Origin of the sequence: Lentibacillus juripiscarius (assembly GCF_042685205.1) — a bacterium.
Lineage (GTDB): Bacteria > Bacillota > Bacilli > Bacillales > Amphibacillaceae > Lentibacillus > Lentibacillus juripiscarius.
The window spans coordinates 72,418-86,469 of record NZ_JBHUNA010000021.1 but is presented as its reverse complement, the minus strand read 5'-3'; the positions used below and the strand labels follow the sequence as shown (position 1 = coordinate 86,469).

At 44.6% G+C, this 14,052-nt stretch carries 14 protein-coding genes; 10 read left to right on the top strand and 4 right to left on the bottom strand.

Translation table 11 applies throughout. From position 1 onward, the window contains the following. The first annotated feature begins 139 nt into the window (after positions 1-139). The 3 genes from rpsF to rpsR all read left to right on the top strand — a co-directional run bounded on the left by rpsF (position 140) and on the right by rpsR (position 1,246). Positions 140-430, top strand: a complete 291-nt coding sequence (gene rpsF / locus ACFSUO_RS10235) for a 30S ribosomal protein S6 (RefSeq protein ID WP_382393722.1) — start codon at positions 140-142, stop codon at positions 428-430. A 15-nt stretch (positions 431-445) separates the two neighbouring features. After that, positions 446-922 (top strand): single-stranded DNA-binding protein, encoded by a 477-nt coding sequence (ssb, locus tag ACFSUO_RS10230; RefSeq protein ID WP_382393720.1) that lies wholly within the window; start codon positions 446-448, stop codon positions 920-922. A 93-nt stretch (positions 923-1,015) separates the two neighbouring features. After that, the gene (gene rpsR / locus ACFSUO_RS10225) at positions 1,016-1,246 is read left to right on the top strand and encodes a 30S ribosomal protein S18 (protein ID WP_129674926.1); all 231 of its coding nucleotides are present in this window, start codon (positions 1,016-1,018) and stop codon (positions 1,244-1,246) included. 630 nt (positions 1,247-1,876) lie between these two features. Here rpsR and ACFSUO_RS10220 read toward each other — a convergent pair. From ACFSUO_RS10220 to ACFSUO_RS10205, 4 genes are read right to left on the bottom strand one after another with little or no spacing between them, the layout of a single operon-like run. Then, a complete protein-coding gene (locus tag ACFSUO_RS10220; RefSeq protein ID WP_382393717.1) occupies positions 1,877-2,497 on the bottom strand; it encodes a sulfate/molybdate ABC transporter ATP-binding protein in 621 nt (206 codons plus the stop codon). Positions 2,498-2,512: 15 nt separating this feature from the next. After that, entirely contained in the window at positions 2,513-3,190 is a 678-nt protein-coding gene (modB, locus tag ACFSUO_RS10215; RefSeq protein ID WP_382393715.1) for a molybdate ABC transporter permease subunit, read from the bottom strand. 12 nt (positions 3,191-3,202) lie between these two features. Further along, entirely contained in the window at positions 3,203-3,970 is a 768-nt protein-coding gene (gene modA, locus ACFSUO_RS10210) for a molybdate ABC transporter substrate-binding protein (RefSeq protein WP_382393713.1), read from the bottom strand. 10 nt (positions 3,971-3,980) lie between these two features. Further along, positions 3,981-4,454, bottom strand: a complete 474-nt coding sequence (locus ACFSUO_RS10205; RefSeq protein ID WP_382393711.1) for a hypothetical protein — start codon at positions 4,452-4,454, stop codon at positions 3,981-3,983. Positions 4,455-4,735: 281 nt separating this feature from the next. Between ACFSUO_RS10205 and ACFSUO_RS10200 the strand changes: the two genes are divergently transcribed. The 7 genes from ACFSUO_RS10200 to yycF all read left to right on the top strand — a co-directional run bounded on the left by ACFSUO_RS10200 (position 4,736) and on the right by yycF (position 14,044). Beyond that, positions 4,736-5,677, top strand: a complete 942-nt coding sequence (locus tag ACFSUO_RS10200; protein WP_382393709.1) for a YybS family protein — start codon at positions 4,736-4,738, stop codon at positions 5,675-5,677. 27 nt (positions 5,678-5,704) lie between these two features. Further along, positions 5,705-7,681, top strand: a complete 1,977-nt coding sequence (locus ACFSUO_RS10195) for a DHH family phosphoesterase (protein WP_382393707.1) — start codon at positions 5,705-5,707, stop codon at positions 7,679-7,681. Further along, positions 7,678-8,124, top strand: a complete 447-nt coding sequence (rplI, locus tag ACFSUO_RS10190; protein WP_382393705.1) for a 50S ribosomal protein L9 — start codon at positions 7,678-7,680, stop codon at positions 8,122-8,124. The genes ACFSUO_RS10195 and rplI overlap by 4 nt, the downstream gene beginning before the upstream one ends. A gap of 54 nt (positions 8,125-8,178) precedes the next feature. Then, positions 8,179-9,552: a replicative DNA helicase gene (gene dnaB / locus ACFSUO_RS10185; protein WP_382393703.1), complete on the top strand. Its 1,374-nt coding sequence runs from the start codon at positions 8,179-8,181 to the stop codon at positions 9,550-9,552. 168 nt (positions 9,553-9,720) lie between these two features. Then, complete coding sequence (locus ACFSUO_RS10180; protein WP_382393701.1) at positions 9,721-11,007, top strand: adenylosuccinate synthase; 1,287 nt, start codon at positions 9,721-9,723, stop codon at positions 11,005-11,007. Between the two features lie 410 nt (positions 11,008-11,417). Next, positions 11,418-12,902 (top strand): peptidoglycan DD-metalloendopeptidase family protein, encoded by a 1,485-nt coding sequence (locus ACFSUO_RS10175; RefSeq protein WP_382393699.1) that lies wholly within the window; start codon positions 11,418-11,420, stop codon positions 12,900-12,902. A 437-nt stretch (positions 12,903-13,339) separates the two neighbouring features. Beyond that, positions 13,340-14,044 (top strand): response regulator YycF, encoded by a 705-nt coding sequence (gene yycF / locus ACFSUO_RS10170; RefSeq protein ID WP_382393697.1) that lies wholly within the window; start codon positions 13,340-13,342, stop codon positions 14,042-14,044. Positions 14,045-14,052: the final 8 nt, after the last annotated feature.

Genomic DNA, 14,052 nt, shown 5'->3' with positions numbered 1-14,052 from the left:
AAGTAAATCAGGATCTCTCGAATGCTTGTTTTTCATGCGATCATTTGGTATAATACTCCACTGTGAGTAATAAACAGATGATTACTCCTTGCTCTTGCCGAATGGGAAGGGCCGTTAAGACCAGAAGGAGGTGTAACGGATGAGAAAATATGAAATCATGTACATCATCCGCCCGGATATGGAAGAAGAAGCGCAGACAAGTTTGATTGAGCGTTTCAACAGCGTATTGACCGATAACGGGGCGGAGATTGAAAAAGTTGATGAAAAAGGCAAGCGCCGTCTTGCATACGAGATCAACGACTACCGTGATGGATATTATGTTGTCATCAACTTCAGTGGTGATGAAAATGCCATCAATGAATTTGACCGTCAGGCAAAGTTCACTGATGATATTATCCGTCATATGGCAATTCGTGAAGATGATCAATAATAGGGAGTGGTTCTGATGTTAAATCGTGTCGTTCTAGTTGGCAGATTAACGAAGGATCCTGATTTACGCTATACTGCAAGTGGTGTGGCAGTAGCCAATTTTACTTTGGCGGTCAACCGCCCCTTTTCCAATCAGCAGGGCAGCCGGGATGCTGACTTTATTAACTGTGTCATTTGGCGCAGAGCAGCTGAGAATCTGGCAAACTATATGAAAAAAGGCAGCATGGTCGGAGTTGACGGCCGCATCCAGACTCGCACATTCGAAGGCCAGGACGGAAAGACAGTCTTTGTGACAGAAGTTGTTGCTGACAGTGTTCAGTTCCTGGAATCAAAAGGATCTTCACAAAACAGAGGACAGCAGTCATCAGGATTCCAGCCAAACCAGAACCAGAACCAAAGTCAGAACCAACCTGATCAAAAACCAGCCAGTGACAACCCGTTCAAAGATAACGGGGAACCGATTGATATATCAGATGATGATTTACCGTTCTAGAAGACAAGCGTAGTGATGGATTAGCTTGATTGATTATCGTGTAATCTGAAGCCAGCTGTTTCTAGTTCGTAAACATGAAAAGGAGGGTTTCAAATGGCAGCTCGCCGTGGTCGTGCAAAGCGTCGGAAAGTGTGTTATTTTAAATCCAATGGCATTACACACATTGACTACAAAGATGTTGACCTTTTGAAGAAGTTCATTTCTGAGCGCGGGAAAATCCTCCCACGCCGTGTTACAGGAACTTCTGCTAAATATCAGCGCAAATTGACCAAAGCAATCAAACGTGCCCGTCAAATGGCACTATTGCCATACGTGGCAGAATAAGCAAAAAACCCGATTCACACATTGAAGCTGTGTGAATCGGGTTTTTTAGGTTTTTTAATAAGTTTGCTTTCTAAAAACTGTTGCTTTTTGCATCACCTAAGAGAATGAAACGCTGTGAGTAATTCTATAAAATGCGACGTAACTGTAAAAAAATTGATCCTATGACACCGCTCCGGCAATACACTTCGCTTTCCATGGGCACGGCCTCAGCCTCCTCGGAAGCAAAAACCGCTTCCTGTGGGGTCTTCGGACACGTGCTGTTCCCATAGGAGTCTTCGTATATTGCCTCCGCTAACAATGAAATTCTGCATATGGAACGAACATCACAATAAGCTGCGGAAAAATCGACACTCCTGCGGGAAAGGAACAGTCTAAGACCCACGAGCGTTCGATAGTGAGTGAGGAGGCTGAAGCGTTCCCCGCGGCAAAGAAGACACTGCGAATGCGACCAAAGGAAGCATGAGCTGATGTCGCGCTTGTACCCGGAGCGGTGAAAGGGAGTATTTTTCCGCAGCGGCAAGCTAGCACTCATTTCCAATAGAATTTGAGGAAGATATACAATAGTTGTGTCGCAGTTTACAGCTGCACTGAACAACAACAACGTTTATGAAAAGAGCCTTTACTAACCATTTATACCAATGTGCCGTTCTCAATCTGCAAAATCCGGTTTCCAAGCAGTTTTGCTTCTTCCTTATCGTGGGTAACCAAAAGGATCGGTATGTTCCAAAACGCATGCAGTCTTAATAGCTCGTTCCGGCATTCCATTTTCGTCTGGTTATCAAGGGAAGAAAATGGCTCATCCAATAGCAGTGCCTCCGGTTCCGTTGCCAATGCACGCACAAGTGCGACACGCTGCTTTTCCCCACCGGAAATAGTTCTTGGATATTCCTCCAGTAAATGCTGGATGCCCGCTACTTCCATAAGCTTTTTGGTCAATTGCTCGTTTTTCATGCCATATTTTATATTATTCCAGACCGTCATATGCGGAAATAGTGCATAATCCTGAAAAAGATAGCCGATGCGGCGTTTATTGACGGGCAGCGGCTTTTTGCCCTCTTGTAATAGATCCCGGCCATTAAGTGTGATATAGCCGGAATCTGGTTGGCTGAGCCCGGCTATACAATTCAGTATCGTCGTTTTCCCCGCACCAGATGGGCCCGACAGCACCACAATCTCTCCACCGGCTTCCAGCTGTACATCAAGTGTAAATGCCTTCAACTTTTTCTGTATATTTATATTTAGCGAGAGCATTATTCATCCCGTCCCTCACTGATCATTTGTAAAACGCAAAATATTACGGCCACTCCACCAGTTCAGCCATAATATAGCAAGAAAGCCAATAATGAGAATGCTGATTACCCAAAACACTGCCGCGTCTATTTCACCCGATTCGACGGCGAAGTAAATGGCAAGCGGAATAGTCTCAGTTCGATCTGGAATATAGCCGGCCACCATCAATGTTGCTCCAAACTCTCCCAGTGCACGCGCAAATGTTAATACGAGCCCTGCCAGCAATCCGGGCCATGCAAGCGGGAATGATATCGTCCAAAAAACTCGCCATTTGGAAGCTCCCATCGTAAGTGCAGCATTTTCGATATTCCGGTCATAGTTTGAAAAAGAAGCTGCTGCGCTCTGGTACATTAATGGAAATGCCACAACAGCGGCAGCAATTACTGCACCAGTCCAGGTGAATACAATCTGGACATCGAACCAGTTTAACAGCAGTTTCCCAATAGGACCGTTTCTTCCGAATAAATAAAGGAGACCGAATCCGACAACCGTTGGCGGGAGTACTAATGGCAGCATGAGAATGGACTCCAGCACCCGCTTTCCCAGAAATGAACTGCGTGCAATCAATCTTGCTGCGGTTATCCCAATGACCGATACGATTAGTGTGGCAATACCGGCAATTTTTAAGGACAATAATAATGGTGTTAGGTCCATCGACATTCTCCTCTAGTTCCCAAAACCGTAATCCTCTAGAATGGATTGGGCTTTGTCCGTTTGTAAAAATGAGAGGAATGCTTTTGCTGTTTGCTTCGCCTCGCTTGACGCCATGACGGCAGCTGGATACGTAATCGGGTCATGGAGATTCTCATCGATTGACAGCACTTCTTTGGTGAGATCGGACCGCTTTAAGTCACTGCTGTAGACAAAGCCAATTTCAGTGTTTTCCGATTCGATATAGGTGAGAGTCTGTCTGGCATCAGTGGTATGGACGAGTTTGTTTTCTACGTCTTCCCAGACCCCGCTTGCCTTTAGCGCCTGCTCGGCATATTTTCCGGCGGGTACACTTTCTGGATTACCAAGTGCAATTTGTTTCACATCAAGCTCTGGCAGTTGCTGTAGTGACTTTATAGCAAAGGATTTTTGCTTACTGCTTGCCAATGTCAGACTGTTTTTGGCAAAATCAATTCTGGTGTCTGCTGCCAGCAAGTTTTGTTCAGCTAGCCGGTCCATCCACATTTGATCCGCTGACAAAAAAACATCAACCGGTGCCCCTTGACTGATCTGCTGGGCGAGTTTTCCAGAAGCACCATAGTTTAGAGAGAGGACCACATTCGGGTGCTCTTTCTCAAATTCATCCGTCAGTTTGGCTAGCACATCAGATAAGCTGGCCGCGGCAGATAGAAGGATTTCCTTTTTTTCTGTCTCATTCTGGCTTGTGCAGCCTGTCGTCATCACAAGAGCTGCAGCTAAAAGAATCAAACTGAGATAGCGCATAACAAAACCCCTATGTACGTTTTTTTCGTTTCGGATAGACAGTTATTATTTTCAGTATTAGCACTAGTGAATAAATCATAAACACGCTCAGCCATAAATCACCTAGCGGGAAAATCAATCCAGCAGCCATGTACAGGATAAATGGAATCGTTGTCGTATATACTGTAAGTTTCCACAGTATGGAAAACCTTATTTTCCGCCACAGAAATTTAGCTAAACCAGTGCCAAGATAAGCAATCAGTGAAATGAATAAAAATACCATAATCGTCAGTGGCAAGTAATAGAATATAAAGAAATAAATTAGAAAGAACAGCAGATTCATACTATTACCGGGTCCGTCCACGTCCTGCAATCTGTTAGTGAATGATGGAACTGAAACCACCACCATCAGTATAAACATGTAGAGGACTGTAAAATCCATACCAATTCGATTCAAACGAAACATCGCCTGTTTAGCCGGCAATTTCAGGCTATCAACAAACATTCGCCAAAAAACCATGATCTCTCATCCCTTGAGTACATTACATATAAAACTTCTTCTATTTAAAATACCATTAAAAGCACTTCATGACCATGAATATTCCTTGAAAGTTCCTCGCCCATCGACAAATTTCCCGAAATTATTTCCCGGGAAATAGTTTGATTTTGTAATTTCAAATGGAAACAAAAGCTTAAATCGTGTTATCATAGATTAATGGACAGATGGTACTGTCTGAACGAAAGTATATTTAACAAACACGAATAGAAGTAAAGAAGGTGCAGTAAATGAATCAATCAAAACATTTGGCAGATGGAGCGTTACTGACGGCAATTTATATGATCCTGATGCTGATAGCAACTTTTATCCCTGTGATCACAGTTGTTGCTACATTTTTACTGCCTGTGCCTTTTATATTATTTGCCTCAAGGCATGACTGGAAGCCATCGATTGTTATGCTTCTTGCTGCCGTTGGCTTATCGGCGATTTTTACGTCCGTTTACTCTGTACCGATCCCCGTCCTGATGGGTCTTGGCGGCATCCTGATAGGTAGCGCGATTTTCAGGAAATATTCTGCTTATGAGACACTGGCTAGCGGTACAATTGGCTTTGTCGCAGGGCTTGTTATACTGTTTCTGTTCAGTCAGTTCGTGTTTCAAGTTAATCTGATCAATGAAATGAATCATTTGATGGAAGAGTCGGCTGCGATGAGCAAGGACGTCATGGAAAATTTAGGACTTGGCAGTCAGGCCGAAGAACAGATGCAGCTGGTGATGGAACAGCTTGATATACTGATTGACCTCATTCCGGTATGGATTGCTTTAGCCAGTCTGTTAATGGCATTTGTCAGTCAGTGGATTAGCTATAAAGTGATAGCTAGATTGGAAAGTCGGTCACTGCACTTTCCGCCGTTTCGAATGTTTCGGCTTCCGGTTTCACTCATTTGGATATACTTTTTTGCCTTGATTATATCCTTTATGGATTTATCCGGAATTGGTGCACAAGCTGTCAATAATGTCCTGATGCTGACTGGAATATTTATGGCATTGCAAGGACTATCCTTTATCTTTTATTATGCCTATGTAAAGAATATAACAAAAGCACTGCCGGTGATGAGCGTCCTATTGACCATTTTTGTTCCATTCATTTTCCTTCACCTCGTGCGCCTCTTAGGTATAATAGATATAGGTTTTGCACTCAGAGATCGCATTTCAGGTGGCAAGACATGAGCGGGAGTTCAAGTAGGAGCTGATGATATGCAGGACTTTCAACGAAAACCGGCATTAAGCGGCCATTTACTGGTGATGTACCTTGTGGCTGCAATTATTGTCGGGTTTATCTGGTACTTTCAATGGATGCTGGGACTGGTAATGACAGCGATTCTGGCTGTTTCCATCTATTACAGTGTCCGGACAGAACGAAAGCTGCAGAATGAAACACAAAAATATATTGAAACACTTTCTCATCGTGTGAAACGGGTTGGGGAAGAGGCGTTGCTGGAGATGCCAATCGGGATTATCCTGTTCAATGATGAGTACATGATTGAGTGGGCAAATCCGTACATGAACCGTTTTGCTGAGGAAGAGGACTCGCTTGTCGGGATGTCACTGAATGTGCTTTCGGATGACCTTGCATCACGGATAAAAGAAAGTGACGACGAAATCTGGCTGGAGTTGGATGGCTATCAATTTCAGATATCGATAAGAAAGGACGAACGGCTGTTGTATTTCTCTGACCGTACCGTACAGTCTGAAATTCAGACACGCTACGAAAATGAGAAAGCCGTCATTGCCATTATTTATCTTGATAATTATGAAGAAATCACCCAGAACATGGATGATACGCTGAAAAGTCAGCTGAATTCGAAAGTCACGTCCATTCTGAACAGCTGGTCAACGGACTATGGTATTTATTTGAAACGGACATCACAGGATCGTTTTATTGCCGTTTTAACAAAGGAAACATTGGATCAACTGGAAAAATCAAAATTCGATATCCTGGATGAAGTCCGTGAACTGAACGCCGAACAGAACATTCCCGTAACATTGAGTATCGGTATTGGGGTTGGGGACAGTACCTTGCCGGACCTTGGAGAAATGGCGCAGTCCAGTCTTGACTTGGCCCTTGGACGCGGCGGAGACCAGGTTGCGATAAAAGACGGGATGGGCAAAGTCCGCTTCTACGGCGGTCGCACCAACCCGATGGAGAAACGGACAAGGGTCAGGGCGCGTGTCATTTCACACGCATTGAAGGAACTTGTTCAGGAAAGTGACAATGTCATTATTATGGGGCATAAATCACCGGACATGGATTCGTTCGGTGCAGCGATTGGCATTTTGAATATTGCCAAGGCGAATGGTGTGGACGGCTATATCGTATTTGACCCGGACGATGTTGATACCGGTGTTTATCGGCTTGTTGATGCGATGAAAAAAGATGAAGACTTGTGGAAGCATTTTATTGAACCGGATGAAGCGGAGGCATTAGTTACTAGCTGGACCTTGGTTGTAGTGGTGGATACACACAAGCCATCGATGGTTTCCCACGAGAAACTACTAAACAAGACGGAATATAAAGTAGTTATTGACCACCATCGCCGGGCAGAGGAGTTCATTGACAACCCAACGCTGGTCTATATGGAGCCTTATGCATCATCAACTGCAGAACTTGTGACGGAGCTGCTTGAATACCAGCCGAAGAACTTGAAGCTCAAAATGCTCGAGGCCACCGCTCTTCTCGCTGGAATTATTGTTGATACAAAGAGTTTTACACTGCGGACAGGATCGCGTACGTTTGATGCCGCATCCTACTTGCGTTCAAAAGGTGCAGACACGGTGCTTGTGCAGCGCTTCATGAAAGAAGACCTTGATATTTATATTAAACGGGGCAGACTGATTGAGCGCGCTGCAATTTACCGTGACGCCATTGCTATCGCCAAAGGCAAACCTGGAGAAGTTTATGGCGGCGTCCTGATTGCACAGGCCGCTGATACGCTCCTGACCATGAGCGGAATAAACGCCTCATTCGTTATTTCCGAACGGGACGACGGGCGAATTGGCATAAGTGCGCGTTCCCTTGGTGATGTGAATGTGCAGGTCATCATGGAAAAAATGAACGGTGGCGGCCACTTAACTAATGCCGCCACACAGATTGAAGATACGACCATTGACGATGCAGAAGCATTGTTGAAAGATATATTGGAAGAATACTTTACGGGAGGGGAAAAAGAATGAAAGTGATATTTACCAAAGATGTTAAAGGCAAAGGAAAAAAAGGCGAAGTGAAAGATGTTTCTGATGGCTATGCCCGCAACTACCTCCTGAAAAACAACCTGGCGGAAGAAGCAACACCAGGAAACATGAAAGCACTGGAAGCAAAAAAGAAAAAACAGCAGCAGCAGGAAGAAGAAATCAAGAAGGAAGCGGAACTGCTCAAAAATGAACTTGCAGATGTGACGGTCGAAATAAAGGCCAAATCTGGAGATGGCGGCCGTCTATTTGGTTCGATTACATCAAAGCATATTGCGGATACATTGAAAAAGGATTATGACTATAAAATTGATAAACGTAAAATCGAGCTTGACAGCCCAATTCGGACGCTTGGCTATACCAAGGTTCCCGTTAAGCTGCATCAGGATGTTACTGGAACAATTAACGTCCATGTTGCGGAAGCATGATAGAATGATGTTTTCGAAGCAGAGGCCTATGTCTCTCCATAAGGGGGGGAACCGATGAGCGAACTATGGAATGATCGGACACCGCCGCATAATATCGAAGCTGAACAAGCAGTCATTGGTGCGATTTTTCTTGATCCTGAAGCGATGCCAACAGCTGCTGAACGTCTCATGCCTGATGATTTTTACCGGGCAAGTCACCAGCGGATTTTCGATGCTATGCTGAAATTGACGGACAGAGGAGAGCCGATTGACCTCGTTACGGTGACCACTCTCCTGTCCAATGAAAAGAAGCTTGATGAGGCTGGCGGGGTGGCTTATCTGTCTGATTTGGCCGGCAGTGTTCCGACAGCAGCCAATATCGTTTACTACAGCAAGATTGTTGAAGAGAAGGCATTGCTCCGCCGACTGATTCGGACGGCCACAGATATTGTTACATCCGGTTTTTCAACGGAAGAAGATGTGGAAGATGTCTTGAACGAAGCGGAGAAAAATATTCTGGAAGTGTCCGGACGGAAAAATACCGGAGCTTTTAAAGCTATTAAAGATGTTCTTATTGATGTCTATGATAATATTGAACAGCTTCACCATCATGACGGGGATATAACAGGAATTCCGACAGGCTTCAGGGACTTGGATCAAATCACATCTGGTTTCCAGCGGAATGATCTGATTATTATTGCTGCCCGTCCATCTGTTGGTAAAACGGCATTTGCGTTAAATATTGCCCAGAACGTTGCCATCAAAACGAACGAAAATGCGGCGATTTTTAGCCTTGAGATGGGCGCGGATCAACTCGTTTCCCGTATGCTCTGTGCAGAAGGAAATATTGATGCACAGCGCCTTCGGACAGGAAAGCTTGAAGATGATGACTGGAGCAAGCTGACCATGGCTATGGGAAGTCTTTCGAATGCTGGCATTTTTATTGATGATTCCCCGGGCATTCGGGTAAGTGAGATACGTTCGAAGTGCCGGCGCCTGAAGCAGGAGCACGGCCTTGGTATGATTCTGATTGACTATCTGCAGCTTATCCAGGGCAACGGCAATTCTAAGGAAAACAGGCAGCAGGAAGTATCAGAAATATCGCGTGCCCTAAAAGCACTCGCGCGGGAATTGAATGTGCCATTAATTGCTTTGTCACAGCTTTCGCGTGGAGTTGAATCGCGTCAGGACAAACGGCCAATGATGTCTGACCTGCGTGAGTCTGGAAGCATCGAACAGGATGCCGATATTGTTGGCTTCCTGTACCGGGACGATTACTACGACCAGGAATCAGAAAAACAGAATATCATTGAAATTATTATTTCCAAGCAGCGAAATGGACCGGTCGGGGATGTTGAATTAGCTTTTGTTAAAGAATACAACAAATTTGTCGATCTGGATCACCGTTATTCCGAAAGTGATGTCCCACCGGAACCTGTACACGCGTAACCAGCTTCATTATTATGGAGCTGGTTTTTTCTTGCTATTCACTTTAACGAATATTATATTGTAAAAACAATTAATTGTTCGTTTTTGTTTTGACATATAGGATCATGACTGGTAAACTCATGCTGTTAGTGATGAAAATACAAATGTTATTGTAGATGGAGGTGCGCCATGTCCTCAGTGGTTGTAGTCGGAACGCAGTGGGGCGATGAGGGAAAAGGCAAGATTACTGACTACCTATCGCAGAATGCCGAGGTTGTCGCTCGTTATCAGGGAGGCAATAATGCAGGGCATACAATTAAATTTGATGATGCGACATATAAATTGCATTTGATCCCATCCGGAATTTTTTTCAATGACAAGACATGTGTGTTAGGTAATGGGATGGTTATTGATCCAAAAGCTTTTACAAAAGAGATGACGTATTTGCATGATAATAGCATAACAACAGACCAATTGCGTATCAGCAATCGGGCACATGTTATTTTGCCGTATCATACTAAGCTGGATGCTCTGCAGGAAGAAGATAAAGGAAACGAGAAGATAGGGACAACGAAAAAAGGAATTGGCCCGGCGTATATGGATAAAGCTGCGCGTATGGGTATCCGTGTTGCAGATCTCTTGGACAAGGATGCATTCCGCACCAAGCTTGAACAGAATCTGAAAGAAAAAAACCGTTTGTTTGAAAAAATATATGAAATCGAGCCGATGCAAGTGGAGGATATCCTTGAGGAGTATTACGAATACGGTCAGCAGATGGCTCCATTTGTTTGTGATACATCCGTTGTGTTGAACGAGGCACTTGATGAGGGCCGCCGTGTCCTGTTTGAAGGTGCGCAGGGTGTCATGCTGGATATTGATCAGGGGACATATCCGTTTGTCACATCGTCCAATCCCATTGCTGGTGGTGTCACGATTGGGTCCGGTGTCGGCCCGTCGAAAATTGACCATGTCGTCGGTGTCTCGAAGGCGTATACAACACGTGTCGGGGATGGGCCATTTCCGACAGAGCTAACTGATGCGACCGGCGACCAGATACGGGAAACCGGGAAAGAATACGGTACGACAACAGGACGTCCGCGCCGTGTCGGCTGGTTCGACAGTGTGGTAGTCCGCCATGCCCAGCGTGTGAGCGGCGTGACTGATTTATCATTGAATTCACTAGATGTACTGACAGGAATTGAAACGGTCAAAATTTGTGTTGCCTATAAATATAAAGGGGAATTGATGCATGAATTTCCGGCCAGTCTGCGTGTGCTGGCTGAGTGTGAGCCGGTCTATGAAGAAATGCCCGGCTGGACGGAAGATATCACCAGTGCCCGGTCCATTCATGAACTGCCGGCCAATGCAAGACATTATTTGGAGCGGATTGCACAACTGAGCGGCATCCAGCTGTCGATTTTCTCAGTGGGGCCGGATCGACTGCAGACGAATGTGGTCAAGAGCGTCTATAGCTAAAAAGCAAAACATGTGTGAAATCAGCCTCTGTCTCTACAGATAGAGGCCTTTTCATGTCCATTTTCCCAGCTGGAGGAAAGTCAGGATGCAGTTGTCAGGATAAATGCTTCATTTGATGAACAGGTTTCCTGGATAACCATCCCTTTATTACGTGTTTGTCACTATTTGTAATCTGAATGTAACAAAAAGACATATATTTTTCCTTAAAACGCCGAAAATTTCTGTTTTATAAGCTTATAGGAGTGCAAAAATACCCGGAATATGTAAAAAATTGTAATCCATTATACAATTCCTTTACATTTGCATACCCCCTATTTTACCGCAAAAGGAATTATGGTAGATTGGTAGAGGAATACAGAGGATTTTTCAAAAAAATACATATAACGCGTTGGCAAAAGGGGAGTAAAGCATTGTTTAATCGGAAAAAACAGCCCCACCGTCCTCCGGGCAAGCTGCACATGCTGACTAAAATTGCGGTCATGACATGTCTTGGTCTGTCACTGACATTTACGACAGCATATGCAGAAGAAGATGGGGCACTGGAAAAAATATACCACGTTTACGTCGATGGCAAACATGTAGGTAAAGTGAATGACAAAACAGCTATCCAGAACTTGATGGAAACTAAAGTAGAGAAGAAAAAGGAAAAATTTGATAATTCTTCTCTGAGTATTGGTGAAAATGTTTCTCTTGTTCCAGAGCGTGTATTTGATCCATCGTACGACAACAGTGGCGTAAGCACCTATTTGAAGGACGAGCTTTCCGTTAAAGCGGAAGCGGTTGAATTGAAAATTGGGGACAGCCAAGTTGGCTATTTTAAAGATGAAAAAACGGCTAAACAAACTCTGAAAGCATATAAGGCTAAATTCGTTGATGAAGGAACTCTCGACAAACTAACACCGAAAAAACAGGAAGATGAAGACGGCTATAGTCTGGAAACACTCGTAAACGAACAAAAAGATGCCGATGATCTTGGAGCCGGTGAGTCTATGATTACAGACGTTACACTATCGGAAAATGTTTCGCTTTCTGAAGATAAAGCAGTACCATCCAATATTTTGACGAAAAAGCAAGGTGTCAAAAAACTTCAAAAAGGGACGCTGGCTGATAAGGTACATCAAATCAGTGAAGGGGAAGCACTGGTTGAAGTTGCAAAGAAATACGATTTGACACTTGATAAACTGCTTGATTTGAACGAGGGGCTTAAGGAATCCTCTGTTCTGCAAATTGGACAGGAACTTCATGTTACCGATTACCAGCCGTTTGTCGATGTTATCGTCAACAAGGAAACCAAGGTTAAAGAAACCATCGATTATGAGACAAAAGTAGTTAAGTCCGATGATCTTTATAAGGGTGAAGAGGAAGTGAAACAGCAGGGCGCGGAAGGCCAAAGTGTCGTCCATTATTCTTTGGAGACACATAATGGCAGTGTCACTGACCGGAACATGGTTGAGGAAAAGACAACAAAAGAATCCGTTAAAAAAATCATTGTGAAGGGAACAAAGGTGGTCCCTTCACGCGGGACAGGCAGCCTGCACTGGCCAGCTGTCGGCGGCCATGTTTCCAGTAATATGGGAATGCGCTGGGGATCCATGCATAAAGGCATGGACATTGCAGGCCCTAGCAGCCGAACCATACAGGCAGCCGATAACGGTACCGTTGTTTCAGCCGGATGGGACAGTGGCGGCTATGGCAACAAGATTGTAATCAACCATAACAATGGGATGCGAACCGTTTATGCACACCTAGCATCCATCAATGTCAGCCCTGGCCAGACAGTTGAAAAAGGAAGAAAAATTGGGGTCATGGGATCGACAGGAAACTCAACAGGCACACACTTGCACTTTGAAGTATATAAACATGGATCACTGCAAAACCCGCAGAAGTATTTCTAAAAGGCTGTTTTCTAAAGGTGGTTGCTTCGTCGCAATTTCTCTGGGAAGTGCGAGATAGGCAAGACCCCACAGGGCGGATGCCCAAGGAGGCTGAGGACAAGCCCACGGAAAGCGTAGTGTTTTTCCGAAGCGACTGCTTACGCCAAAATGACATCTAATTTGTCAACCATAGACTTTGGTGAACAGCCCTTTCTTATTAAAATAACAAATCAAGACTGACTCATACAGCAAAAGATGAGTCAGTCTTTTTATTAACTCGTACCATGTCGACCAGATTCAGCCTGCACCGTATTTTCTACCTCAATATAAGACATTTCAGGCAAAGTACGATAGAATAGACCAAAGAGCCATTAGCTAGTAGGATTGATAAATAGAAATAAACCCGGGGGCATTGACCCGGTTATAGAGATGAACCCAGAGCAAAGGAAGTGACGGTTATGAGTCAGAAAGTTTTAGTCGTTGATGATGAACAGCCGATAGCGGATATTTTAAAATTTAATTTAGATAAAGAAGGCTATGAAGTGGTCGTAGCTTATGATGGGGATGAGGCAATCAGACTTGCCGAGGAGGAGGACCCTGATCTTGTTCTTTTGGATATTATGCTTCCGAACAAGGACGGAAATGAAGTTTGCCGGGAAATCCGCAAAACACAGTCGATGCCGATTATTATGCTGACGGCCAAAGATGCCGAAATTGATAAAGTGCTAGGCCTGGAGCTTGGCGCGGATGACTATGTGACGAAGCCATTCAGTAATCGGGAGCTGGTTGCCCGGGTGAAGGCGAATTTGCGCAGGCAGCAGCAGGTTCCGGATGACGGCGTCAAGACGACGAAAAATATTAAGATCGGCAGACTGGAAATCCATCCTGATGCATATGCCGTTACACGGGACGGGGAACATGTTGAGCTGACCCACCGTGAATTTGAACTGCTTCATTATCTGGCCCGTCATATTGGCCAGGTGATGACACGAGAACATTTGCTTGAAACGGTATGGGGCTACGATTACTTCGGCGATGTCCGGACGGTCGACGTGACAGTCCGCCGGCTCCGTGAAAAAATTGAGGAAAACCCAAGCAACCCAATGTGGATTGTTACCCGCCGTGGCGTTGGCTATTATTTGCGCAACCCTGAACAGGAGTAGACATGGTT